Consider the following 26,060-nt stretch of genomic DNA (forward strand, 5'->3'; position numbering starts at 1 on the left):
GCTCTCCTTGTCTTAATTAGTGGCCGCCCATCAACTTTTCAACTGCTTCGGGGTCATTGTGTACCGCGTAGCGATCCACGATTGTCGCACTGGCTTCGCTCAAGCCCACCATCTCTACTTCGGTACCTTCACGGCGGAATTTAATCACTACGCGATCCAGTGCCTGTACAGCGGTAATATCCCAGAAGTGCGCGCGAGAGAGGTTGATAGTAACTTTATCGATACTCTCTTTGAAGTCAAAGGCAGCTATAAAGCGCTCTGATGAGGCAAAGAACACCTGACCCACCACTTCGTATTCACGCTCTTTACCGGCCTCAACTTCTTTGGAACCGATATACATGATGTTGCCGACTTTGTTGGCAAAAAACATTGCGGCGAGAAGTACCCCAACGAACACACCAATCGCCAGGTTGTGAGTACCGACTGTCACAAGAACCGTTGCCACCATGACAAAGTTGGTGCTCATGGGATGCTTTTTCAGATCGCGGATCGACTCCCAGCTAAAGGTACCGATTGCCACCATAATCATTACCGCTACCAGCGCCGCCATGGGGATCTGAGAAACCCAGTCCGCCAGGAAGACCACCATTAATAATAGCGCGATACCAGCGATGAGCGAGGAGGTACGGCGACGACCACCGGATTTGATATTAATGATGGATTGACCAATCATGGCGCAACCCGCCATACCACCAATGAGCCCCGAGCCGATGTTGGCGATACCTTGGCCCTTACACTCGCGATTTTTGTTGCTTTTGGTATCGGTTAAGTCATCAATGATCGTTGCGGTCATCATTGATTCCAGTAGCCCTACGACCATCAACATAATTGAATAGGGCAATACAATCATCAGCGTTTCTAGGTTCAGCGGCACATCGGGCCACAAAAATACTGGCAGGGTGTCAGGAAGTTCACCCATATCTCCTACGCTGCGAATATCCATACCAGTCATCATATAAATGACGGTCAACACAACGATACAAATCAGCGGGGATGGGATCGCTTTACCGATGACGGGCACATAAGGGAAGCCGTAAATAATCACCAGGCCAGCAACCGTCATAGCGTAAACATGCCACGATACATCCGTCAGCTCAGGTAACTGCGACATAAAAATCAGAATAGCCAGGGCGTTCACAAACCCAGTCACCACCGAACGCGATACAAAGCGCATTAGTTCGGCGAGCTTTAAGTAGCCCGCAATAATCTGCAGCACCCCGGTCAGCAGGGTAGCCACCAGCAGGTACTCCAGACCGTGATCCTTGACGAGCGTGATCATCAGCAGTGCCATTGCGCCTGTTGCGCCGGAAATCATCCCAGAACGGCCACCAGCAAAGGCAATGACAACACAGATAGCAAACGAGGCGTAGAGACCGACTTTAGGGTCAACGCCTGCGATGATCGAGAACGCAATGGCCTCGGGTATCAGCGCCAGCGCCACGACAATCCCCGCAAGGGTGTCGCCCTTGAGGTTAGAGAGCCAAGATTGTTTAAACTTTTCGTACATGCGAGGGGTCCACGGTTTTAGGTTAACGACAGGCCAAAGGCAGTCTAACAGCGCCGCCAACAAGGGAGAGCACTGCCATCGATTGGCACGCTGAGATCATCAATTTTTATTATAAAAAGGGTGGGCTAGCGTTGGATACCGCTAAATTCAATACCACAAGGCGATGACAGCACGATGAATGAGCTTCAGCGCCTCAGAAAAAGAGGGGACTAGGGCGGGGTCATCAGCCCTAAAAAGCAATATGTGAATGTAGTCATTGGTAAGGATTCTTTTACAGAACGATTTACAGAACACAACACGGGGTGCGACAAAGTGGCGTATGTTACCAGCAATCCTGCTGCATTGCACCTAACGTCTAACGGCAGCAGCTAAACGCCCATTGAGGTAGCCGCGACTTTAGACAGAGTGACCTTAGCCCCGCTTTTGACGTATCATTGCGCCGTTAAAAGAGACGTTGATTGCCAACTATTCACGTTGAAGCGGCACGGTTTTTCCGCCGATTAGTCGATTAAAGAGGAGCAGTACATGAGCCAATCTATTGCAGTCATCAAGGGCGACGGCATCGGCCCCGAGATTATGGACGCCACGCTGCGAGTACTCGACGCGTTAGATTGCGGCTTAACCTACCAGCATATTGACGCTGGCTTAGGTGCGCTTGAAAAGCATGGCACGCTGATTCCACAAGAGTCGCTAGATGCCATCGAACAGTTGGGTATTGCACTGAAAGGCCCACTGACCACGCCGATTGGCAAAGGTTTTTCCTCAATTAACGTGCAGCTACGCCGTCACTTTGATCTTTACGCTAATGTGCGCCCTGCTATTAGCTTCCCTGGCACTAAATCGCGCTACGACGATATCGATATGATCACCGTGCGTGAAAACACCGAAGGCGCCTATCTATCTGACGGCCAGGAGATGATTGACGGCGGCGATACCGGCATTTCAGTGATCAAAGTCACCCGCAAGGGCTCCGAGCGTATTGTGCGTTACGCCTTTGAGTTGGCTAAAAACAACGGCCGCAAAAAAGTCACCGCGGTACATAAAGCCAATATCATCAAAACCAGCTCGGGGCTGTTCTTGGACGTGGCGCGCGACATCGCCAAAGAGTATCCCGAGATCGAATTCCAAGAGATGATCGTCGATAACGCCTGCATGCAGCTGGTAATGAACCCGCATCAGTTTGATGTGGTGGTCACCACCAACCTGTTTGGCGATATTCTCTCTGACCTATGTGCCGGGCTTGTCGGCGGCTTGGGCTTGGCGCCAGGCGCGAACATCGGCGAGAAGGCAGCGATCTTTGAGGCCGTACACGGCTCAGCACCGGATATCGAAGGCCAAAACATCGCCAACCCCTGCGCCTTGCTGCTGGCCGCTGCCCAGATGCTTGATCACCTGGGCATGGCGGAGAAAGGCACCGCCATCCGCCAGGGTATTCGCACCGTGCTGGAAACCCGCCGCGATATGGTCACCCCCGATATGGGCGGCACCGGCTCTACCGACTCCTTCGCCCAGGCGCTGGTGGAATACGTTCAGGGCTAAGGCGTACAGAGCAACTAGTCCGCCTCTTTCTAGCCGATCACTGATCGTTTTCTAGCTAATATCGTTAAAGCGGTAACGCAATAGGTACAACGCATTGAGGGTGACCAACACGGTCGCCCCAGTGTCAGCCATTACTGCGACCCACATTCCGGTGATTCCCAGCGCCGTAGAGGCCAGAAACAGCGCTTTAAAGCCCAGCGCCAACGCTACGTTGGTTTTTACGTTGCGCATGGTCGCCCGGGAGAGCGCGATCATTTCGGCTATCCCCTCCACGCGGTTTTTAAGCAGCGCCGCATCGGCGGTTTCAAGTGCCACATCGGTACCGCTGCCCATGGCGATGCCCACTTCTGCCGCGGCAAGCGCTGGTGCATCGTTAATACCATCGCCTACTTTGCCTACCGGCCCCAGCCCCTGAGCCTGCCATTCATGCACGCGCTGAGCTTTGTCTTCGGGCATTAACTCGCCTTCTGCTTCAATACCCAACTGGTGACCAATAGCGGTCACGGTGCGGGCATTGTCTCCGCTGAGCATAACGGCTTGAACACCCAAGCGCGCTAACGCTTGAAGACCCTTTTGAGCATCTTCGCGAGGCTCATCACGCAGGGCGATCAGCCCAATAGGCCGCTCGTTTTCTACCAATACCGCGAGGCTTTTACCTTGAGTTTCCAATGCCTCAATACGTGCGTCCCATTCATTTGCAAAATGATCGAAGCGTTGTAAGTAGCGTGGACTAACGAGCATCAGCTCACGCCCTTCCACCTGCCCGGCTACACCCTGCCCCGCGAGCGCCCGCCCGCCGTCTACTTTGGGCAACATAGCTTCTGGCTGCTGGGCGCCATTATTCTGAAAACAGACCTTATGAAAATAGTCACTAATAGCGACGGCAAGGGGGTGGCTTGACCCCTGCTCCAGGGCGGCGGCCAGGCGCACTATTTCATCGCTACTGTTTTTAACGGTAAGGCCGCCATTAAAGCTCTCTACATCCGTTACCATGGGCTTGCCTGCAGTCAGTGTGCCGGTTTTATCCAGCGCAACCCGTTTAAGCTTGCCTAGCTGCTCTAACACCGCACCACCTTTCATCAACAGGCCGTTGCGAGCCCCCACTGATAGCCCCGCCGCAATCGCCGCGGGCGTCGAAATCACCAGCGCACAGGGGCAGGCAATCAGCAGCAGCGCTAAGGCGCGGTAGATGGATTCTGACCACAGCATCGACGACACCAGCGGCGGGACGATAGCGACCAGTAGCGCCACACCCACCACCGCAGGCATATAGTAAAACGCAAAACGGTCAATGAAGCGGGCCACCGGCGCTTTCGCTGCCTGGGCCTCTTCCACTAGCTTTATCACCCGGGCGATAGTGTTGTTTTCGGCGCTACGGGTCACCTCGACCTCTAATACGCCATCCAGATTGACGGTGCCAGCAAACACCGTTTCACCTACTTCCCGCTCTCGCGGTACCGATTCGCCGTTGACCGGCGATTCATCGATCGAGGAGTGACCGGCGATAATTTGCCCATCGCAGGGCAGTCGATCGCCGGGACGTATCTGCACCCGTTGCCCCGGCTGGAGCGAGGCGGCAGCTATCTCGCGCACTTCGCCCTGCTCCAGTAACCGAGCGGTGGAGGGCGTCAGTTTGGAAAGTGCCGAAATACTGCGGCGCGCCTGGGCAGCGGCAACACCCTCCAGCAGCTCACCCACGGCGAACAGAAACACCACCACCGCCGCTTCGGCGGCGGCGTTTATGGCCAGCGCACCAAGTGCGGCGATGCTCATCAGCATTTCAATGGTGAACGGGTTGCCCAATTTGAGGGCTTGCCAGGCATGCTGAATAATCGGTACTAAACCAACTAGCGTCGCCGCAATAAAGGGCCAACTGCCCAGCGCAGGCCAGGCAAATTTAAGCCCCCAGGCAAGCGCCAGCAATGCGCCACTAACGATCACTAATCGCCCTTTTGGCAATTGCCACCAAGAAGGCGCTTTTTTTGATTCGGCCTTGTCCGCCGACTCATCTAACACCTGGTAACCGAGAGCGCTAATCGTCGCCTCAATCTCAGCGCGTGCCAGCGATTGCCCTGGCGATGGGGTGAGTTGTACCGACCCCGCCAGTGAACTCGCGGAGACTTGATCAACGTGGTTTAAGCGCTTTAGCGCTGATTCGACTTTACGTTCACAGCCGCCGCAGTCCATGCCCTGCACACGCAGGGTGGTCGTCGTAACGGATTTTGAGTTACTCATCGCACGGTGCTCCAAGTTCGTCTATCTTAGGAACAGCGTAATACCTGTAGTTACTAGAGGTTCAAGTAATGAAAGAGCAAAAACCAGCGCCATCCACTACTGAGCGCTATATTGGCATCGGCGAACTGGCACGGGAATCCGGCTGTAAGCCCGAAACGGTACGCTACTACGAACAGATTGGGCTGCTGCCTTCAGCACCGCGCAATGAAGGTAACCAGCGGCGCTACACCACAGCCGCTATCCGTCGACTGACGTTTATTCGCCATGCGCGGGATTTTGGCTTTTCAGTGGAGGCGGTAAGGGAATTGCTGGAAATGGCCGACCACCCAGCGATGCCTTGCCAGGAGGTGGATACGCTGGCGAAGCGTCACCTTGCCGAAGTCGAGGCACGTCTTGCGCGACTCACCGCGGTGCGCGATGAGCTCCAACGCATGATCAATCAGTGCGCAGGGGGCAGTGTTGGCCAGTGCCATATCATTGACGTGCTCAGCGACCACCGGCTGTGCCTTCAAGTGGAGCCTCACGGTGGCGCGGATGTCATCGGCTAGGGGTGGGTTAAACTGGGTTAACCCAGCCACACATCTAAAAACAGCATAATCACCAGCCCCATCGCCAAACCGAAGGTGGCTTTTTTCTGGTGCCCGCAGCGGTGGGTTTCGGGGATGATTTCGTGGCTGATGACATACAGCATGGCGCCGGCGGCAAACGCCAAGCCCCACGGCAGCAGTATCTGGGAAACGCTGACAATACTGGCGCCAAACAGCCCTCCGATGGGCTCGATTAGGCCAGTTAGAGCAGCAATCGACCAAGAACGCCATTTCGAGTAGCCCTCTCCCATCAAAGCGACCGCTACGGCCAGCCCTTCCGGCATGTTCTGTAGCCCAATACCGATCGCCAGCGGCATGCCGCCTTCTAAACCATTGGCGCCAAAGCCGACCCCCACTGCCATTCCTTCCGGCAGGTTGTGGATAGTAATGGCAAATACAAACAGCCAGACACGGCGCAATGAGGCAGCCTCAGGGCCCTCACGGCCTTGAGCGAAATGTTCATGGGGAAGATACTCGTTGAGCAACGCAATGGCGCCCATGCCCATCAAAATAGCCGCACAAACAATCCCGGCAGGCACAGGGCCACCAGCATAGTAGATTTCTGCAGCGTCCAGTGCGGGGATAATCAGTGAGAAAAATGACGCCGCCAGCATCACACCCGCCGCAAAGCCTAACGCTAAATCACGAAAGCCCCGGCTAGGCGTTTTGCCTAACAGCACCGGTAGTGCGCCAACAGCAGTCAGAAGGCCAGCGACCAAGCTACCTAAAAATCCTAATAACAGCGTATTTTCCATTATTGAGCCTAGAGAAACTTCCTGCTGAATATGCCCTTTGGCTCAGCGCAATCCACGCAAAATATTTTCCACCAATTGTTCGGCCTGCTGCTGAGTAGCACCGCTTTTCAGCAGCATGCGCAGACCCGATATTGAAAGGGTTAAGAAATATGCTGAGCTCTGTACATCACGCTCTTGGCAAATACTTCCCTCTTGCTGCGCCTGTTCAATAACCTTCATAAAAAAGTGTGTAATAGCCTGCACACTTTGTACGGCGGCATCCGACACTTGCGAGCCGCTATTGCCTAGTTCAGTAGCTGAATTAAAAATCAGACAGCCTAGCGCTGCTTGTTCGCTCTCGGCCTGTTGCGCCATGCGTTGCAGCAAGTGCTCAATGAACTGCCATGCGCTAGCTTCTTGGCCAAAAGACATATCCAGAGAGGCAAGCAGCTCTTCTCTATAACGTGTTAACGCCAGTAAAAAAAGCGCCTCTTTATTGCCGTAGGCTTGATACAAGCTGCTGCGGGATAGCTCCATCGCCTCAAGCAAATCACGCATTGACGTATGGTGATAGCCCGAGCGCCAAAAGGCGTAAACAGCGGCTTTCAGCGCCGTCTCTGGATGGTGCTGTAAAGGTCTGCCGAGGCTCATTACGAAATTCCAAAAAAGGTAGCATATTACGAGATAGCGTTAGCCGACGCAAAGCATCCACCAACTGCTTCGCTGAAGGATAACTACACTGCTGGTTAGCCAAGTTAATTAAGCAGCTCCCTGACTTGTTTAATACCTTCACGGGCGAGCTGCACCGGGCGAGAATCGCTGATGGTCCAGGCGGCCATTGAGCCATCGTACATAGCGATATTTTCGAAACCCGCTACTTCACTCAACACGAACCAATCGGTCGCAGCCCAGTGGCCAGTGTTACAGAAGGCGATCGTCCGCACGCTACTATCCAGTTCAGTTGCATTAATACGTGACTGCAGACCATCAACATCCAGATAGTAAGCGCCGTTCTGATCATTCAGATGCGACTGGTGAGGCAGGTTCCGCGCGCCCGGAATCGTCCCAGCCACCCGCGCCGCCGAGGATTTTTTATCACCAGTAAAATAGTCGGTGGGACGAGCATCGACTAACTGTGCCTGGCTTTCCCGTGCGGCCTCGACATCTTCGGTGGAGGCTACTAACGCCTCGCGCAGGGTGGCATCAAACTCGGCGGCATCGTAACGATCAGGCTCGCCGCTTACTATCTCAAACCCCTGCTGCTGCCAGCCCGCAAAGCCGCCGTTGAGGATGGCTACCTCGTCGTGACCGAGAACTTTAAACGTCCAGTAAACTCGCGCCGCACTGCCAAAATCGGTCGCGCCAGTACCGGCAGGTACAATCACTACCGCGCTATCTTTATCGATCCCTAAGTTGCCAATTAGCGTTTCCAACTCACTCACTTCGGGCATCAATCCCGCTACGTTGTCGCGGGTTTCACGCCAACCATCATCGGTATAACTGGAATAGCGGCTACCAGGGATTCGTGCTTCGGCAAAGCTCTCAGCATCCCCGCCATTATCAATAGCAGAACGCACATCTAATACCACCAATTCATCTTGGTCGAGATGGTCATTTAACCACTGCGCATCCACAAGCGGCGTAGTTTCAAATTGTGTGGTTTCAAGCGCTAGTGCTTGGGTAGAAAACCCCAGCGCGCCAATCAAGGCGAATAGTAAACGAGACATAAAACCTCCTAGAGGGCTTTTTCGTGTTGGGGATTGAGCATCGTTGTTCATAGCAGCAAGACAAGGAACGATTGGTACATTAATCTCATAATGAGTGATACTGCCTCACTATTAAAGTGATTTTTCAACACGACTAGATAGCAAAGCGTCCCAACGTTTGTGAAATCAGTGCAAGGCAGCCTGTTAACGATCACTAAAAATAGTGTAAGCAATCGCGTTGATCTGTCACTCACCATTAATGACCCGATAAGGAGCCTACGATGAGCGCGCATTCACCACTACGCTTTTGGCTAAGCGGCAAACGCCATGCCGAGCAAGATCATTTTTTCCGCCAAACGCTGGAAGCTCAGGGATGGCAAGAAGGTGATGAACAACACTGGGAAGCCGCCTGGGTGACCGGCATGCCGCCCAAGGCAGCGTTCAAGGTAACCTCACCAGGCCGCGTGATGAACCATATTCCAGGGAACGCAGCGCTCACGGTAAAAAGCCGCCTTCACTCGGGTCTCAGCGCGCTGCGCGAACGAACCCAGCGCCACTACGGTGCCAGCCACCCCCATACCCAGCGGCTTAACTTCTTCCCTCTCGCTTATGAGATGCCTCATGACTATCCGGCGCTACTTGAAGACGCAGCAGCGCATCCTGAAAAACGCTGGATATTAAAGCCCACCAATGCCTCCAAAGGTCAGGGGGTGCAGGTGCTGCGCGACCCGACGACCGCGCCACTAGTTCCTAACTGGCTGGTGCAAGAGTACATTGCCAACCCCCATACCATCCGCGGGCACAAATACGTGCTGCGGCTTTATATGCTAATTGCCAGCATCGACCCGCTACGGGTGTATCTCTACGACCAAGGCTTTGCCAAGCTGGCCTCAGCGCCGTGGAGCCCCGATGACATCGACAACCCCTTCAGCCAATTGACCAACCCCGACATCAACGCGCTCAATCTGGACGCCGAGGTTCCGGTCGAATTTATCGACCTTGACCGCTACCGCCACTGGTTACGGGAGCAGGGTCACGACGACCAGGCACTGTTTAACCAGTTGCGGGATCTTGCCACGCTGACCGCTCTTTCCGGGGCCGAAGCGATGCGTGCACGCTCTCAGAAAGATGGGGCCGACCCGCGCGGCTGTTACGAGCTAATCGGCCTGGACTGCCTAGTCGACGATCAGCTCAAAGCGTGGATATTGGAGTGCAACCTAAGCCCATCGCTAGGCATTTGCGCCAAGCCGGAGCACGGCGGCGTGGTTGAGGAAGCCGTCAAAGGTGCACTGGTAAGAGATATGATTACTTTGACCGGTCTGGATCAGCCGTCCCGCGACGCATGCCTCTTCAATCCTGCCTCGCTGGCTGCCGAGCGTGAGCGTGCCGGTGGATTTGTACCGCTCTACCCAAGCCAGGAGACTGACCGCTACCTGCCCTTCATTGGTCTACCCAGCTTAGCGGATTACCGCTTGGCGACAGAGATCGCTCCACTGACCCTCTCTTTTCATTCTCATGGCGTTAGCGAGCTGATCGAAGGCGAGCGCTTAGCGCTGTATCACCACGTGAGCGGAAGCTATTTTCAACTTAACGATAGCGCCGCAATGATCTGGCTACTGCTCAGTGAAGGTGAGTCAGTTGAGGCCATTCTTGAACACCTGCAAGCAGCAAGCGGTGGCCAGGTTGAGCTCTCAACGCTTACCAACGACCTATGGGCGACCCTTTCCTTATGGTGGCAACATGGACTATTAGCCCCAGAGGGTCGCGACATATCAGCGTCCAGCACTGCTCAATCATTCCGCAAACAACCAGGCACTTGGCGTAGCACGCTGCTGTTTGATCACTGTTACTGGTCAATCAGTTCTCCCCAAGGCCCTGTAGCAGATATGATCGAAACATCGTTGGCACCGCTACTGGAAACAAGCGACAAAGCCCACGAAGCCTCCCTACATATACTGGAAAGCGCCAACGGCTACTGCATAACCAACGACAGTAGGGTGATCAGTTCGCGCCTTCATCTCGATGAGATAGTCCCTGCCATCACGCAATTCTGCTTGTCTAGCGCCGCGCTTGACCAACACCTGGTTTTGGATATTGCTCTACTAAGTGGGCAGGAAGAGCATATTGCCTGCGTTCTTCCTGCTCGGCAATCAGCGCAAACGTTAACGAAACTTAAGGCGCTTGCCAGGCAGCATGGACTCACCCTGACACGCGGCGCACGTCTTTCACTGGATAAGCCCGACATTTTGGAACCACTTAACCTCCCCCTCGAAGGTACTGCGTTTTTATTCCAGGAGCGCAGTCACTGTAGCGGGCTTTTATGGCTTGACGGGCATCATCCCGAAAGCACGGAGCCACCGTCGTCGCTGGCAGTATTAGGCGCGCTGCTGCCCTTCGCAATGGAAGGGGGTGATGGGCTAAGCCATTCAGGGTTAAGCGCGCTGCAGCATTTAAGTCAACGTACTCGGCTTGCCAGTGCTGAGGATGGAACCATTAACCAATGGCTTAACCAGACACTACTTTTATCCTCTTCCCACGCCGCGGTATAGCGGCAGGAAGTCGCGCCATCTGGCGCATTTGCTTGTGACACTTTAAGGAGAAACATCATGTCTCAACATGAAGCTAAACGTCGTTTGCTGAGCCGCTTAAGCCGCCAGTTCGGCTATACCGCCCCCGCCCTCGCGCTGGTGGCCAGTGGTCTCGCCTTTCAGGCTCAGGCCGACGAACCCACCCAAGGCTACACCAATATGCAAGAAGCGCCACTAATGCTGGCCGAAGCCCACAATGCTGAAGGCGGAGCAGAGAGTGAAGGCGAAGAAGAGATGGAAGGCGAGGGTGAAGGTGAAGGTGAAGGTGAAGGCAGCGCCGAAGCCGGTTAGCGCCAGGTATTAACGCTAACGTCAATACCACTGTGCCGGTGTACGCACCGGCACATTTTAACGGGAGGCCAACTTATATGTCGGCATCATTAATACCGCCCTTGATCGACGAAAACGTGCAAACATTGAACCAGCTTAATCAATTGTTAGGCAGCGTCTCTACTCAAGACTATCAACGCCCACTCGGCGCAAAAGCTACGCAAACGCTGGGTAAACACGTTCGCCATATCATTGAACACTATCAAACCTTGCTGGATGCCTGCGCTGAGTCATCCAATCCAATAACATTTGACTATGAACAACGCCAGCGAGAAATGGCACTAGAAACCCAACCTAGCGGCGCTCGGAACCGTGTTGAAGCACTACAGGCTGGGCTGAATGCACTGGCAACACTGCCGTACGATAGGCCCCTGACGCTCAGCTATCCGGTTGAGATAGGTGTTGAAATAGCTGTTGGGACAGGTGAAATAAATGACGCGCTACCGCTACCCACTTCCCTCGGCCGCGAACTGGCGTTTTTAACTAGCCATAGCATCCACCATATGGCGCTGCTGAGCCTTCTTTGTGAACAGCTTGGTATCGTACTACCAACCCATTTTGGCGTTCATCCGTCGACGCTTCGTTATTGGGAACAGCATACTGATATAAAGCTCAGCAAGTTCGGATAACAACGTGCCATAAAAAAAGTAGCTCCATACTTTCGTTAAGGCTCAAGCCAAACCGTTGCAGCGCTTTCAAGATACTGTCTATCACTATCGGCGGAACTATAACGCCGAATACCGTCGAAATGTCGTTCAGGATGAGGCAACAGGCCTCTCTATTGGCAATAGAGAACTGTCTACATGTTTGCACTTGCCGCTAACCAAGCTATTAATTATCAGTTTTTTAACTCTCTATGAATGCTCCATGACTTAAAAATTATTAAGTTAAGTAACTCTGCATAAATTACCAAGATTTTAAGACACGCTAGTCGATGTTTAGCGGAATTAAACCTGAGTGCGGTACTTAGTGCGGGACTGACTGAGGTGCTATGAGAAATCCAGGCTAGTTTTAATGTGTCGTTATAAAACACAGACTATTGCGTTGGTTTTTTTTATTTTTTACTCATTTTTTTATAAAAAGATGTAATGATTCTTCCTGCCATATCACTATTAACTGCGAGACATATTGCCACTGCATAAAACACCTTGATGGTGGATTTTAAGTTAGTGGTATCCATTAAGAAAAGGAGACAGTCATGTTGACCCAGACAACGTTTAAAAAAGTAAGTGCGCTTGGCGCTTTAATGGCAATCTTAGCTAGTCCCGTTGCGATAGCGCATACATCTATTGAACTCAACCAGGATCGGGATGTGATCGTGAAAGCGAGTTCGGTTCCTAGTTATGACGCAAGGGAGTACACACAAAGTGATTTTCTTTATGATAAGGGGGATCGTCAGTCCGATAATGATTATTTAAAAGAGACGGATTCTAAAATAAGAATGATTGATGACTATGCGCGCAAGGATTTAATGCGAGAAGGTGGACGAAACAATAGCTGATGAAATTTTGCAGTTATAAGAACTGGGCTGCATGGTTAATTCTGTGTAGCCGGATTTAAGACATGCTAATCGGTGTTTAGCGAAATTACACCTGGGTGCGGTACTGGCTTAGGTGCCATGATAAATCCAGGATAATTTCAATGTGTCGTTATAAAAGCCAGCCATCGCGCTGGCTTTTTTTACTCATTTTTTAATAAAAGATGTAATGATTCTTCCTGCCAGATCACTATTAACTGTGAGACACATTGCCACTGCATAAAACATCTTGACGATGGGCTTTGAGCTAGTGACATCCATTAAGAAAAGGAGACAGACATGTTGACCCAGACAACGTTTAAAAAAGTAAGTGTGCTTGGCACTTTAATGGCAATCTTAGCTAGTCCAGTTGCGATAGCGCATACATCTATTGAACTCAACCAGGATCGGGATGTGATCGTGAGAGCGAATTCGGTTCCTAGTTATGATGCAAGGGAATACACACAAAGTGATTTTCTTTATGATAAGGGGGATCGTCAGTCAGACAGTAATTATTTAAAAGAAACTGATTCTAATATCAGAATGATTGATGACTATGCGCGCAAGGATTTAATGCGAGAAGGAGGGCGTAATAATAGCTGATGAAATTTTGCAGTTATAAGTACTGGGCTGCATGGTTAATTCTGTGCAGCCTAAGGAAACTCTGACAAGGTTTCTAACATCAGCGATAACATTGTCTGATGTTAGGCTGGGTGATCCATTCTTATAATTGGCATCGTTTACAGTGTGGTTTTTATCTGATCAATCACAAATTGCCAACACGAAGCCTGATTTTTAAAAGCTTGGCGTGGTTGGTTAGCTGATCGGCAATGATATTGCTCCTATTGCCAATGGTGAGTGCAGGGCTGTTTGGCATGAAGACGGGGCTTATAGCGCCTATGATAACGCTTGTCTTGAACGCCATTTTGGTACTGTTATGGGTTTTGTCTATAGCAAATTGCCTTGAGCTAATACGGGTAAAGTCTTCTGTGCAGATGTTGGTTGCTGCTGCGGTCGGTTGATCTACAGCACTAGTAAACAATAGATAACAAGGTTAACTTCATGGTCTTCCGCAATGTTTTCATTCTCTCGGGGCTGGTTTTAAGTCTGACATTGATCCTTGCCAGTTATGCATGGTCAGGCGTCAACTGGGCCTGGCTGATTACCGGACCGCTGCTTTTGCTCGGTATTTATGATCTGATTCAGAACAAACATACCTTGCTAAAGATCTACCCAGTGGTCGGCCATTTTCGCTACCTGTTTGAATCTGTTCGTCGGGAATTGCAGCAGTATTTTGTAGAATCCGATATTGATGGCGCTCCCATCAGCCGGGAATTTCGCAGTTTGGCTTACCAGCGCGCCAAGAAGGACGATGATACTCGCGCTTTTGGTACCATTTTTGACGTTTACCGCAATGGTTATGAGTGGGTTAATCATTCCATGGCACCTAAAGGGTGTATTCCGGCTAATCTTCGTATTCGCTTTGGCGGGCCGGACTGCACTAGGCCTTACGAGGCCTCCCCCCTGAATATTTCCGCCATGAGCTATGGCGCTCTAAGCCGCAATGCCGTAATGGCACTCAATCGTGGGGCAAAATTCGGAAATTTTGCCCATAACACTGGCGAAGGCGGGATCAGCGAATGGCACCTTAAATATGAAGGTGACTTGATCTGGCAAATTGGTACTGGCTATTTTGGCTGCCGCACACCAGAGGGCAAATTTGATTCCGCTCTTTTTGCGGAGCAGGCAGCGCGGGATGTGATCAAGATGATTGAGATCAAGTTGTCTCAAGGCGCTAAGCCCGGGCATGGTGGTCTGCTTCCCGCCGCCAAGCTTACTGAAGAAATTGCCCGTATCCGCATGGTACCCATGGGCGAGGACGTCTTATCACCACCCAGGCACTCGGCCTTCTCCAGTCCTGTAGAGCTGCTGCAATTCGTCGCCGAACTTCGAAAACTGTCGGGAGGGAAACCTGTGGGGTTCAAATTGTGCCCTGGCAACCGAAAGGAGTTTCTAGGTGTCTGCAAGGCCATGCTGGAAACCGGCCTACTGCCGGATTTCATTACCGTGGACGGCGGTGAAGGCGGCACTGGAGCCGCGCCAGTAGAACTAACAAACTCAGTGGGCATGCCGCTACGCGATGGCCTGCATTTTGTAAACAATGCGCTGAGGGGCATCGGCGTACGCGACAAAATCAGAATCATTGCTTCAGGCAAGTCTTTTTCGGCTTTTCACATGCTGAGAATGATGGCTCTGGGGGCGGATACCGTGAACTCAGCCCGCGGCATGATGCTGGCACTGGGCTGCATCCAGTCCCGCAGCTGCAACACAGACAAGTGCCCCACCGGCATCACCACTCAGAACCCCGCCCGCTACAAACAACTGGATGTCACCGACAAGGGCGTAAGGGTTGCGAATTTCCACCATTCTTCCATTGAGGCCCTGGCTGAACTGCTCAGCATTCTTGGCAAGGAACGATTAGAGGATCTGGAACCAGCAGATATACAGCGGCGGGTCAGCCAAAACAGCGTTTTAAACTACGCCGAACTTTACCCCTGCATTGATGAGGGCTGTCTTTTGCATACGGACTGCGCCCCGGATGCTTGGGCTAGTGACTGGCGCCAGGCGACAACCGACCGATGGCGATAACGTTTATAGCTACCATGTTGGCGGCATGCCGTTCACGATATGCAAATCGAAAAAATGCTGGTGTGGAATGCTAAGGGCTGAGATCCATTGGTCAGCCGCGTCTACTGAACGGCGACCTGGCGGGCCTGACTGCTAGTGATATCCAGCCGGTTCGATCTCCTACTTCTCGACCCGGCTACCGGCAAAACTCACGGCCCACACCGTTGCGATTGCTCATCGTTTCTGGCGGCAAAAGAGAGGTTGAATGGCACTGAGAATCACTATTTTGCTGGTGGTAACCATCGCGCTTGCGGGCGCCTGGTGGTTGTTACAGCTACTGGGCATGCCCTCAGGGTTCAGCCCAGACATCCTTGCGCAATGGCTGAGGGGTCAGGGGGCGATTGGGCCACTGCTACTTATGCTGCTGATGATCATTGCCGTTGTGGTTGGCCCGATACCGACACTACCGGTCAGCGCGACTGCAGGACTCGCCTTCGGGATTCTTCCTGGCACCGCCATCGCCGCCACCGGCGCATTGCTGGGTGCCATGGCGGCGTTCTGGATCGCCCGATGCCTAGGGCGCTAGGTGGTCTACAAACGCTTCCCAGACAACCCCTTGCTGGCGAGCGACGGATCTCAACGCTTTCTGGCCCTTGCCATCCTGCTGACTCGGCTAATACCGGTCTTCTCCTTTGCTCTTATCAGCTATGCCGCTGGCGTCACCGCCATTTACGCCTGGCGCTTTGCCCTTGCCACATTTATCGGCATGCTGCCCATGACGGTTGTGTTTGCGGGACTAGGAAATACCTTCACGCTGAACCCGGTACTAACGGTCGTCGCCGGGCTAGCTATCCTGGCGGTTATGGTGTGGTTGCCCTGGTTTATCAGCCGCCGCCCCAAGTCCCGGCTGGCTCGCTGGCTGAACCTTCACCAATAATAACCAGGATTTCACATGCGCTGCCCCCAAAAAAGCGTACACCATGCCTTGGTTTATCCCCATCCTGAAAATATATAAAGGAAGATGCCATGAAACGATCCAAAGTTGAGTTCACTAACACACAGGGGCAGAAACTGGCTGGTTTGCTGGAGCTTCCTGACCAAGGTAAACCGAGGGCCATGGCCTTGTTCGCCCATTGCTTTACCTGCGGTAAGGACATTGCCGCCGCGTCTCGCATCGCGCGGGCGCTCGCCAGACATGGCATTGGCGTGCTGCGTTTTGATTTTACCGGCCTGGGTAACAGCGACGGGGACTTCGCCAATACCAGCTTTTCATCCAACCTTGACGATCTTGTTGCCGCCAGTGAATTTCTTGGGAAGCATCATCAGGCTCCCCGCATCCTGGTCGGTCACAGCCTGGGTGGGGCCGCCGTGCTGGCCGTGGCCCATCGCATGGAATCGGTTGAAGCGATTGCTACCATCAGCGCACCGGCTACCGCCCAGCATGTGCGGCACCTGTTTGATGACAAGGCCGACGAAATCCAGGAGTCGGGCGAGGCCGAGGTAACCCTTGCCGGGCGAAAGTTCCGCGTAAAGCAGCAGATGCTGGCGGACCTGGAGCAATGGAATACCCCGGATCATATCGGCAACCTGCACAAGGCACTGGTTATTTTTCATTCCCCGGTGGATCAGGTCGTGGATATAAGTGAAGCGGCCAGCATCTTTCAGGCTGCCAGGCACCCGAAGAGCTTTATCTCCCTGGACAACGCCGATCACCTGCTTTCCAAGACAGTCGATGCTGACTATGTGGCGGAAATGCTGGTGGCCTGGTCGAGCCGCTATTTGTGAGTCAGTTGCGTTGCCCGGGGTTGTTGTTTTCCGGTCATATCTCCGCGCTATTATCCACAATGTTGGTTTTACCCTGTAGTGAATGAATCATCGGGCATCGCTGCGGGTCGTCACTGCACCGGCAACGCTCAACCAGGTCTGTAAGCGTCGCCTCCATCTGCAGCAGACCGGCTATTCTGCCCCGCACATCAAGCAGTTTGTGCTCGGCCAGCGACCGAGCCTGGTCACAATGGGTGCCGTCTTCCAGTTTCAGCAATTCACCAACCTCCTTCAGGCTGAACCCCAGCCACTGGGCCGAGCGGATGAAATGCAGCCGGACAATGGCATTTTCATTATAGCGCCGGATACCGCCCAAAGGTTTCTGCGGAACCGGTAGCAGCCCCCTCCGCTGGTAATAGCGGATGGTTTCCACATGGGTTCCGGCTTTTTTTGCCAGAGTGCCAATGGTCATGGTCGTTGTGGACATGATCGTTGCGGACATGGTTGCTGTCGTCATGGCTGTTGACTCCGTAGTCAGGTACGGAAGTAAGGTTAACCTTTCTACCCGAACACTGACACGGAGTGAATATGCAAAAACCCAAAACCCTCTTGCGAGTGAGCGTGATCGGCACCGTGCTGGTCGCGCTTTGCTGTTTTACACCGATATTAGTGGTTTTGCTTGCAGCAGTAGGCTTGGCAGCGCTGACCGGCTACCTGGATTATGTGCTGCTGCCTGCTCTGGCCTTCTTCATCGTCCTGACCTGCTATGCGATTTGGCGCAAGAAACGATACGACGACGGCTATAACACCGACTCAACTCACTCCAGGGGCTCGTCCAATGACCAATGAAAAGAACGTACATATTGCCATCATTGGCAGCGGTGGCGCGGCCATGGCCGCTGCCCTGGAAGCAGCTGAACGCGGTGCCAGAATCACCCTGATCGAGCGCGGCACCATCGGGGGCACCTGTGTGAATATCGGTTGTGTGCCTTCAAAGATTCTGATCCGCGCCGCGCACATTGCCCATCTGCGTAAGGAGAGCCCCTTCGACGTCGGCCTAAGCGCCCAGGCGCCTGTGGTGGATCGGGCGGCGCTGCTCACGCAGCAGCAGGCACGTGTCGACGAACTGAGGGAAGCTAAGTACGAGGGAATTCTGCGCGGCCATCCGAACGTCACGGTGCTGTACGGTGAGGCCCGGTTTGCCGATGCCCAGTACCTGACTGTTACCATGAATGACGGCGCCGAACAGACCATTCACTTCGATCGCGCCTTTATCGGCACCGGCGCTCGGCCGACGCAGCCGCCCATACCCGGGCTAGCGGACACGCCTTATCTGACCTCTACTACCGCGCTGACACTGGCGACCGTGCCTGAACGGATGATGGTGATCGGGGCCGGATTTGTGGCGCTGGAGCTGGCCCAGGGCTTTGCCCGGCTGGGCAGCCAGGTGACGGTGCTGGCCCGTAGCCGACTGCTATCGAGCGAAGATCCGGCGATTGGCGAAGCGGTGGAAGCTGCATTTCGCCGCGAAGGCATCGAGGTGCTCAACCAGACCCAGGCGAGCCGGGTGGACTACACTAATAGTGAATTCGTGCTGGAGACCAATACCGGAACCCTGCGTGCCGATCAGCTATTGGTAGCCACCGGGCGTACGCCCAACACCGAGGCCCTGAACCTTAATGACATCGGCGTAGAAACCGTCCAGGGCGCGGTTCAGGTGGATAAACACCTGCAAACAACAGTACCGGGCATCTATGCCGCCGGCGACTGTACTGATCAGCCACAGTTTGTGTATGTCGCCGCCGCAGGGGGCAACCGGGCCGCCATCAACATGACCGGCGGCGAAGCTACCCTGGATCTCAGTGCCATGCCGGGCGTGATGTTTACCGAACCCCAGGTGGCAACCGTGGGCCTGACCGAAGCCGAGGCGATTAAGCAAGGCTTCAGCGTTGATACCCGCGTCCTCGACCTAGGAAACGTGCCCCGGGCGCTGGTCAACTTCGATACCCATGGTTTTATCAAGATGGTGGCCGACCGCGATTCGGGTCGGCTACTGGGCGTGCAGGCGGTGACGGCTGAGGCGGGTGAGCTGATCCAGACCGCCGTGATGGCGATCAGGGCCAGGATGACCGTGCAGGAAGTGAGTGGCGAGCTGTTTCCCTATCTGACCATGGTGGAAGGCCTAAAGCTCTGTGCCCAGACCTTCTTCAAGGATGTGGAGCAACTTTCGTGCTGTGCGGGATGAGCGATTTAAATCTGATGTCATCTCAACGTAACAATGGTTTAGGTTCCAGCGTCAAAGCTGCCAGTCTTTCCAGTTCGTTGAACGTAACATTTGTCGAATAACTATTTTAGAGATGATGAAATGACTAAAAGAGAAGTGGACATTGCCATAATAGGTGCAGGTACAGCGGGTCTTGCTGCCTATAACGCCGCGCGAAAGCACACTGACAACGTGGTGATAATCGAGGGCGGCCAATACGGGACGACATGCGCCCGGGTGGGTTGTATGCCGAGCAAACTGCTGATAGCAGCCGCCGAAAGTGCCCACGATGCCAGAAAAGCAGGACTTTTTGGCATTCACGTTGGGGATGTCATGATCAACGGTGAGAGGGTGCTTGCGCGCGTGCGCAAGGAGAGGGACAAATTTGTCGGATCGGTACTAACGTCAATCGACGCTATCCCCTCTCAACATAAGGTGGTGGGTTATGCACGTTTTCTCGCACCGGGCATGCTGGCGGTCGGGAAGGAAATGGAGATTGAAGCGGATCGAATCGTTATTGCCACCGGGTCGAGCCCTAATATTCCTGAGATGTTTCAGGGTTTAGGTGAACGGCTGCTGGTGAATGACAGTCTGTTCGAATTGCCTTCCTTGCCTGAGTCTGTGGCAGTATTTGGTTCCGGCGTAGTAGGCTTGGAATTAGGGCAGGCACTGAGCCACCTGGGTGTTCGCGTGCGCATGTTTGGTCGAAGTGGTTCTCTTGGCGGCATTGCTGACGAGGAAATACGCAATTATGCTGAACATTGTTTCAACGAAGAGTTCTATCTGGACACTCGTTCAGAAGTAATCGATGTTTCCCTGGTCAAGGGCGGTGTTTCCATCAGCTTTATTCATCGCGACAAGGGCGCGCTGACGGAGCTATTTGACTATACCCTGGTGGCGACCGGTCGGTCACCCAATCTTGAGGGTTTGGCTCTACACAACAGCGGGCTGACACTGGATGAAAACGGGATGCCGTTGACCGAGCCATCAACACTTCAATGCGACAACAGCGCGGTTTTCTTGGTAGGTGACGCCAATCAACAAGCACCCGTCCTCCACGAAGCGGCTTATGAAGGAAGAATCGCCGGGGATAATGCAGGTCGATATCCAAATGTAATGCCCGGAGAAAGGATGACGCCTTTTTCGGTGGTGTTCTCCAGTCCGCAAATTGCGAGTGTTGGCGTCCCGGTTGGAGGCATGTCAGTGGCTGAACGTGATAGCTACGCTGTTGGCAGAAGCTTGTTTGAAGATCAGGGACGCAGCAAGGTAATCGGAAAAAATCGTGGAATATTGAAAGTCTATGCCGAGTGCAATAGCGGTATATTTGTGGGCGCAGAGATGTTTGGCCCCGCCGCCGAACATATCGGCCACCTCTTGGCCTGGGCGGCGCAGCAACGCATGACAGTCTCTGCGATGCTGGCGATGCCGTTCTATCACCCGGTGATTGAGGAAGGAGTACGTACGGCTCTCAGGAATCTGCACGAAAAATTGATAAAGACCGACCTCGAAGTCAATCCCTGCATGGAATGCGGACCTGGTAGTTGATGTTTCTATGTGTAGCAATGTAACTACAATACACATTGTTGGTGAACCGGAATCTTCCTTGTAACCAATTGTCTATTCACCGTACTTATTAAAATTAATCTATCAATATCTCGTTCGCAAAAAAGGAATAACATCATGTCAACACTGACTAAGATCGACGCACCCTTCCCGGCTATTCCTTTAAAGACCCTAAGTGGCGAGAAGTTGATACTCGGACAGCCACCGCGTGGGCAATGGCAAATGCTGGTCATGTACCGGGGTCTTCACTGCCCCATTTGCAAAAAATACCTCGGCCAAATCAATGATATGAAAGCCGACTTCGACAATATGAACGTGCAGATAATCGCTGTTTCCACAGACTCTGAAGAAAAAGCCAAAAAATTCGCAGATGAATTAGGCTTAAATTTCGAAGTCGCTTATGGCCTTAGTATTGAACAAGCGCGGGACTTAGGGCTGTATATCTCCACCCCTTTGGATAGTGCGGAGACTGATCATCCTTTTGCCGAACCAGGACTATTTTTCATTCGCCCTGATGGCGGGCTACATTTTGGAGAAGTCTCTAGCGCTCCTTTTTGTCGTCCTGATCTTGAGATGATCAAAATGGGGATAGCGACTGTCCAGGACAAGGATTATCCTCCTCGTGGTATCGGCTGACTTGAAAACCTTGTGTTACGCCGACTAGTATCTGTTGACGAGGCACCTATCGGCCGGATTTCGAATGGTAAACGACAAGACACTACTAGTTCAGAGCACTAACTGAAAAAGCGCTCTATTGAATTCGGTAATGCTGAGCTCAACAGCGGCCTGTTTTCTCTCTTAAGATGGTGCGTGCCGCGGTGAGCAGCACTTTAACCATAGCGACAGGCCAAGGTTAACCGACTCCATACTCACTGAAGCCTTTAAACTGCCAGATACACTGCATCTACTAGGTTGGTAACCTGTCCCATCAACTTCGCGGCAGCGGCAAAACCTGCCAAGCCTGCATGTCGGTAAAGATCCTGCTGGAACTTACCGAGCGCGAGCAGACTACCTTTTCGCAGGTCGAGGATCGGCTTGCAAGGATGGAGTATCGATTCATCGAACACCTAACCATGACCCAGGCAGCGGGGGAAATTTCCGCCAATGCTGACACCAGTGTCTCGGCCAACGCCTGCAGGCGGATGAGTTCGGCTTGCGCACGTATGCGCAGCGCAAAGTCGATAACTGCGCTGTTCACGAACTCGCCGAGGACATCGCCCGCGACTGGGAGCGGCTAAAGCAGTCGAGCTATTAGCCGGGCGCTGAACAACATATAACTGCAGCGCCGTTGCAAAAAATTAGTGCGAACCATGTAAGGCTATGCCTACGATCACCACGAAACAAAAGGATCACAAAGTAATGCCATAAACCGAGAAACCTCCCATGCTTATTCGCTCTAAATTATTATCTAATAAACTGCCTTGCCCTTCACTCTCGTTTTTAGGTGTAAAGCATCAATTAGCACCCCTTCTCAGCATGGCTATGCTGCTCAGCTTTTCGCTGACGTCGAAGGCTGATCAGCCTATCAACTGGCCACAGCAAGGCTGGAACGTGATGGTCACTGAGAAACCCTATGCCGATCTTGTGGATGACTTGCGCAGCGCCGTCTCAGAGGCCGACATGATCGTCGTTACCGAAGCTAGCCCTACTCATGCAGCGGCTCAGCGCGGCGAAATCATTCCCGGTAATCGCGTCATTGGCGTCTTCCGCAACGATTTTGCCGTGACCATTATTCGTGAGAGCGTGCCTGCCATGATCGAAGCGCCCTTGCGGTTTTATGTCACCGAGGATGATGCAGAAAGCGCAACGCTTTCATGGAAGAACCCTAGGGATGTTTTTGCCCCTTATATCACTGAACACACCCCCGACTTAGCCAATGCAGCGCAAGAGCTAGACGTTATTTTTCAACAGATTGGTGATAACGCTGTTGCACCTTAAGTAGTCGTGAGAGAGGCCATCTTACCGGCATGCTACAAAAGGAGATGATGCAGTTATCTTGCTGTGCGGGGTAAACAAAGCACCGACTGAATACAAGGCCACCACGACGTCATGTATTTATTCAACTGGCGGCGCTGATGATACCGCTTTGAGGCACTCGCCTACTTGCGAGCTTGGCATGGGCCTTGCCAGCAAAAATCCTTGAAATTCGTCTACCCCAAGCGCTTTAAGCAGCGCATATTCGTCTTCCCGTTCAACGCCTTCGGCTAGCACGGTCATTCCCATGGCATGCCCCAGAGTGATAACAGCACGACAGATCGCCTGATTGTTGGACTGATGGGGTAAGTCGGTGATAAATTCTCTATCAAGCTTAAGCCGTTGAGCGGGTAAATCGCGTAAGTAAGCCAACGAGGTATGGCCTGTGCCAAAGTCATCCAAGGCAATCTCAATGCCGATCTCTCTTAAGCGTTGTAACTGCTGGCGGCCTTGGCTGATATTTTTCATCAGGCTGCTTTCGGTCACCTCAATTTCGAGATCACGGGCAGGCAACTGATAGCGAGCCAAAAGTTCCTCTATCAACTCAGGCAGCTCTGGGTCGTGAATGTGCTCGGCCCCGAGGTTGACCGCCACCCGAAGGGGATAACCGCTTTGTCGCCACTTGGCAGCTTGCGCACAGGCGTGGGTTAGCGCTAACCGACCAATGGGCACAATCAAGCCACTCTCTTCTGCCAGAGGAATAAACTCACCCGGCGATACCATGCTGCCATCCGGTTGCGGCCAGCGAATCAAAGCCTCAGCGCCCACCGCCACGCCAAACGCATCAAACTGAAGCTGGTAATGCATCAAGAGAACATCGTTGTGTATGGCGTCTTTTAAAGCGGTTAAGCGCTGATGACGTCGGTGCAGATGAGTGTTGAGTTCATTGACAAAAAAGTGGTAACGCTGCTGGCTTTGCCGTGCTCGGTGGGCCGCTAAATGGGCATGACGTAACAGCTCCCGCGCGTCCTCTCCATCTTGCGGGCCTAACGCAATACCCGCCGCCATTTGACACTCAATTCGCTCGCCATCAATGTCAAGCGGTTTGCCTAGTTCACTCAGCCAGCCCTCTACACTTGTCGCCAAAAGGGAGAGCGAAACCTTAAACGGCAGTAGCACTGCAAAGGTATCGCCGTCCAAACGGGCCAGTGTGACGGCCTTATCCACCTGCTGGCGTAAACGCACTGCCAGGGCAACAAGCACTTGATCACCCCCTTGATGACCCAGCAAGCTGTTCACTAAGCGAAAGTTTTCCAGATCCAGCACGATAAGTGCAAACCCGCGCTGGTTATTAGCACTGAGATAAACTTGATCCACACGGTCATAGAGTACATGCCGGTTAATTAAGCCCGTCAGCTCGTCATAGCGATTACGCTGCTCTAACGCCTTCTCATAGGCTTTGCGGTCAGTGATATCGGTGCCATAAAGATTGACGTAGTTGCCGTCAATAAGGGGGGTAAGCGTTACTAACAACCAACGCTGCCCCAGGTAGTACTCCTCCTCAACCAACTCCCCGCTTTTCAGGGCACTATCAATGCGTGTTTGCCAAGCGAGGGGCACTTGCAATTGCCGGGGGGCGTCATCACCTGGCGCATCGCAATGCCAATGGTTAAGTAACGGCCGGGCAGCACTATTGGCAAAAAGCACCTCTCCGCGGTGGTCGATACGCAACACCGGCTGACGATTCTCTTCAGGGAACCGAGCCAAGCTCTCGACAAGTGCCTGCGCTTCACGACGTTCGGCAATTTCCTGACGCAGCCGTTGGTTTATATCTTGCAGTGCTTGGGAACAGTTGACCACGTGTCGAGAAATATCAAACCAGTTACGCCACGCCATTTTGAGCTTCCGATTTAGAGAGGGCCGTTACAGATTTAGGCGCAAGCGGCATCTCATGATTGGCTACACGCCTGAGTTCCAAGGCAAGCTGGTGGTTATTCGCTGAGCGCTCAATCGCTTGTTGAGTATCATCCAGCACCTGGGCTAAATCGTGTATAACGACCTGGGTCGTTTTCACTTGCCGTTGGGCATGGCCTGCCGCTTCATCGGCCGCTATGGTGGCGTGATCAATCCCCGTGGTTACCGTAGCTACTATGCGCTGGCCCGCCTGACTTTCGGCTTCGAGTACTTCGATTTGCGACTGCAGCGCGTGCATTTTCTGCTTAACGTCGGTAGTGGTGCCGGAAAGCGCCTCTAACCGCTGATGAATATCACTTGCCGCTTTGGCAGCGCTGTCAGCGAGTTTATTGACCTCCATCGCCACGACGGCAAAGCCTCGCCCAGCGTTACCTGCCCGGGCCGCTTCCACACGCGCATTAACCGCAAGCAAATTCGTTTGGGTGGCTATATGTTGAATGCTGGCTGCCATGCCTTGAATATCGTCAAACTGCTGGCTAAATGTATCCACCGCTTCAGCCGTTTGCTGAGTAAGCACACGACCTTTTGACATGCCATCCGCGACATATTGAATACGTGAATTCACATCAGTGGCGCCATGATTCGCTTGGCGCAGCGTTTTACAGCTCTGCTCAGCGGTCAACTGCAGATGCTCGGCCTCTTGACCCGCCTGACGGCTATGGGTCAGCACCTGCTCAAGGAATGCATAACGCTTTTGTGAAGCGTCATTCACCTGAGAGGCGTTCCCGCTAATTTCGTCTGCAAGCATAATGATGCTATCAAAACGATTCACGTGCACTCGGTTAGTATGGTCGTAGTGCTGTTTTGCGCCAGCGGCCCCTAGCCAGGACACGCCAAACGGCACCAACATCGTTAACGCAAATTGCCAGAAGCTGAAGTCGCTGCGTTGCCAAAACGCCTCAAATTGGTTGATCACCGTTAGCAATGGCCCAACAATTAGCGCCGTTTTTAAGGCTCTAGGCCATAAAGGTGGGTGGCTGGCACTTTGGGATTTTTGATCACCCGCCTGCCTTGTGTCTGCTATTGCCATTCGTTTCCCTTACATTAGTTTTATATCTTCGATTGAAGCTCAAAATAGCTATTTTCTATACATTTAGAGCGTTTTTACTTGAGTGCGCCTTTTTTGATCAAACTTACATATTAATGATGATTACCTTCTTAAGACATCTATCGGTTGTCGCGTCCAAGATGAAATTCTGGCGCAACCTAAGC

At 53.0% G+C, this 26,060-nt stretch carries 24 protein-coding genes; 16 read left to right on the top strand and 8 right to left on the bottom strand.

Features of this window, described 5'->3' with window-relative positions:
- Positions 1–16: 16 nt before the first annotated feature.
- Entirely contained in the window at positions 17–1,507 is a 1,491-nt protein-coding gene (locus QT231_RS05590) for a SulP family inorganic anion transporter (RefSeq protein WP_308335932.1), read from the bottom strand.
- Positions 1,508–2,032: 525 nt separating this feature from the next.
- On the opposite strand from QT231_RS05590, the gene QT231_RS05595 reads away from it, so the two are divergent.
- A complete protein-coding gene (locus tag QT231_RS05595; protein WP_308335933.1) occupies positions 2,033–3,046 on the top strand; it encodes an isocitrate dehydrogenase in 1,014 nt (337 codons plus the stop codon).
- A gap of 51 nt (positions 3,047–3,097) precedes the next feature.
- Here the strand turns inward: QT231_RS05595 and QT231_RS05600 are convergent, their stop codons facing one another.
- Positions 3,098–5,281: a heavy metal translocating P-type ATPase gene (locus QT231_RS05600; protein ID WP_308335934.1), complete on the bottom strand. Its 2,184-nt coding sequence runs from the start codon at positions 5,279–5,281 to the stop codon at positions 3,098–3,100.
- Positions 5,282–5,349: 68 nt separating this feature from the next.
- Between QT231_RS05600 and QT231_RS05605 the strand changes: the two genes are divergently transcribed.
- Positions 5,350–5,829, top strand: a complete 480-nt coding sequence (locus QT231_RS05605; RefSeq protein ID WP_308335935.1) for a helix-turn-helix domain-containing protein — start codon at positions 5,350–5,352, stop codon at positions 5,827–5,829.
- Positions 5,830–5,846: 17 nt separating this feature from the next.
- Here QT231_RS05605 and QT231_RS05610 read toward each other — a convergent pair whose 3' ends face one another.
- The 3 genes from QT231_RS05610 to QT231_RS05620 form a co-directional block, all read right to left on the bottom strand.
- Entirely contained in the window at positions 5,847–6,623 is a 777-nt protein-coding gene (locus QT231_RS05610; protein WP_308335936.1) for a ZIP family metal transporter, read from the bottom strand.
- A 42-nt stretch (positions 6,624–6,665) separates the two neighbouring features.
- Complete coding sequence (locus QT231_RS05615) at positions 6,666–7,253, bottom strand: TetR/AcrR family transcriptional regulator (protein WP_215091996.1); 588 nt, start codon at positions 7,251–7,253, stop codon at positions 6,666–6,668.
- Between the two features lie 104 nt (positions 7,254–7,357).
- Positions 7,358–8,329, bottom strand: coding sequence for a sulfurtransferase (locus tag QT231_RS05620; RefSeq protein WP_308335937.1), 972 nt, complete (start codon positions 8,327–8,329; stop codon positions 7,358–7,360).
- Between the two features lie 260 nt (positions 8,330–8,589).
- On the opposite strand from QT231_RS05620, the gene QT231_RS05625 reads away from it, so the two are divergent.
- The 9 genes from QT231_RS05625 (at position 8,590) to QT231_RS05665 (ending at position 17,155) form a co-directional block, all read left to right on the top strand.
- Complete coding sequence (locus tag QT231_RS05625) at positions 8,590–10,857, top strand: PqqD family peptide modification chaperone (RefSeq protein ID WP_308335938.1); 2,268 nt, start codon at positions 8,590–8,592, stop codon at positions 10,855–10,857.
- 57 nt (positions 10,858–10,914) lie between these two features.
- Positions 10,915–11,187 carry a hypothetical protein gene (locus tag QT231_RS05630; RefSeq protein ID WP_308335939.1) on the top strand — a complete coding sequence of 91 codons (273 nt, stop codon included), beginning with the start codon at positions 10,915–10,917 and terminating at the stop codon, positions 11,185–11,187.
- Between the two features lie 77 nt (positions 11,188–11,264).
- A complete protein-coding gene (locus tag QT231_RS05635; RefSeq protein ID WP_308335940.1) occupies positions 11,265–11,855 on the top strand; it encodes a hypothetical protein in 591 nt (196 codons plus the stop codon).
- A 569-nt stretch (positions 11,856–12,424) separates the two neighbouring features.
- Positions 12,425–12,727 (top strand): hypothetical protein, encoded by a 303-nt coding sequence (locus tag QT231_RS05640; protein ID WP_308335941.1) that lies wholly within the window; start codon positions 12,425–12,427, stop codon positions 12,725–12,727.
- A gap of 315 nt (positions 12,728–13,042) precedes the next feature.
- Entirely contained in the window at positions 13,043–13,345 is a 303-nt protein-coding gene (locus QT231_RS05645; protein WP_308335942.1) for a hypothetical protein, read from the top strand.
- Positions 13,346–13,804: 459 nt separating this feature from the next.
- Positions 13,805–15,391 carry an FMN-binding glutamate synthase family protein gene (locus QT231_RS05650; protein ID WP_308335943.1) on the top strand — a complete coding sequence of 529 codons (1,587 nt, stop codon included), beginning with the start codon at positions 13,805–13,807 and terminating at the stop codon, positions 15,389–15,391.
- Positions 15,392–15,635: 244 nt separating this feature from the next.
- Positions 15,636–15,956: a hypothetical protein gene (locus QT231_RS05655; protein WP_308335944.1), complete on the top strand. Its 321-nt coding sequence runs from the start codon at positions 15,636–15,638 to the stop codon at positions 15,954–15,956.
- The gene (locus tag QT231_RS05660; protein ID WP_308335945.1) at positions 15,957–16,307 is read left to right on the top strand and encodes a VTT domain-containing protein; all 351 of its coding nucleotides are present in this window, start codon (positions 15,957–15,959) and stop codon (positions 16,305–16,307) included.
- An 89-nt stretch (positions 16,308–16,396) separates the two neighbouring features.
- Positions 16,397–17,155 carry an alpha/beta hydrolase gene (locus tag QT231_RS05665; RefSeq protein WP_308335946.1) on the top strand — a complete coding sequence of 253 codons (759 nt, stop codon included), beginning with the start codon at positions 16,397–16,399 and terminating at the stop codon, positions 17,153–17,155.
- A gap of 34 nt (positions 17,156–17,189) precedes the next feature.
- Here the strand turns inward: QT231_RS05665 and merR are convergent, their stop codons facing one another.
- A complete protein-coding gene (merR, locus tag QT231_RS05670; RefSeq protein WP_308335947.1) occupies positions 17,190–17,651 on the bottom strand; it encodes an Hg(II)-responsive transcriptional regulator in 462 nt (153 codons plus the stop codon).
- A 71-nt stretch (positions 17,652–17,722) separates the two neighbouring features.
- Here merR and merF point away from each other — a divergent pair, with 71 nt between their 5' ends.
- The 5 genes from merF (at position 17,723) to QT231_RS05695 (ending at position 22,898) form a co-directional block, all read left to right on the top strand.
- A complete protein-coding gene (gene merF / locus QT231_RS05675) occupies positions 17,723–17,983 on the top strand; it encodes a mercury resistance system transport protein MerF (protein ID WP_308335948.1) in 261 nt (86 codons plus the stop codon).
- Positions 17,973–19,379, top strand: coding sequence for a mercury(II) reductase (gene merA, locus QT231_RS05680; protein WP_308335949.1), 1,407 nt, complete (start codon positions 17,973–17,975; stop codon positions 19,377–19,379). The genes merF and merA overlap by 11 nt, the downstream gene beginning before the upstream one ends.
- A 120-nt stretch (positions 19,380–19,499) precedes the next feature.
- On the top strand, positions 19,500–20,942 hold the full coding sequence (locus tag QT231_RS05685) for a dihydrolipoyl dehydrogenase (protein ID WP_308335950.1): 1,443 nt from the start codon (positions 19,500–19,502) through the stop codon (positions 20,940–20,942).
- Positions 20,943–21,077: 135 nt separating this feature from the next.
- A complete protein-coding gene (locus tag QT231_RS05690; protein WP_308335951.1) occupies positions 21,078–21,596 on the top strand; it encodes a peroxiredoxin-like family protein in 519 nt (172 codons plus the stop codon).
- A gap of 840 nt (positions 21,597–22,436) precedes the next feature.
- Positions 22,437–22,898, top strand: coding sequence for a DUF302 domain-containing protein (locus QT231_RS05695; protein ID WP_308335952.1), 462 nt, complete (start codon positions 22,437–22,439; stop codon positions 22,896–22,898).
- A 117-nt stretch (positions 22,899–23,015) separates the two neighbouring features.
- Here QT231_RS05695 and QT231_RS05700 read toward each other — a convergent pair whose 3' ends face one another.
- Together QT231_RS05700 and QT231_RS05705 are read right to left on the bottom strand one after the other, a co-directional pair.
- Entirely contained in the window at positions 23,016–24,770 is a 1,755-nt protein-coding gene (locus tag QT231_RS05700) for an EAL domain-containing protein (protein ID WP_308335953.1), read from the bottom strand.
- The gene (locus QT231_RS05705; RefSeq protein WP_308335954.1) at positions 24,757–25,878 is read right to left on the bottom strand and encodes a methyl-accepting chemotaxis protein; all 1,122 of its coding nucleotides are present in this window, start codon (positions 25,876–25,878) and stop codon (positions 24,757–24,759) included. The genes QT231_RS05700 and QT231_RS05705 overlap by 14 nt, the downstream gene beginning before the upstream one ends.
- Between the last annotated feature and the right edge of the window lie 182 nt (positions 25,879–26,060).

The organism is Halomonas sp. SpR1, from assembly GCF_031010175.1.
In the GTDB taxonomy this organism is placed as follows: Bacteria; Pseudomonadota; Gammaproteobacteria; order Pseudomonadales; family Halomonadaceae; genus Vreelandella.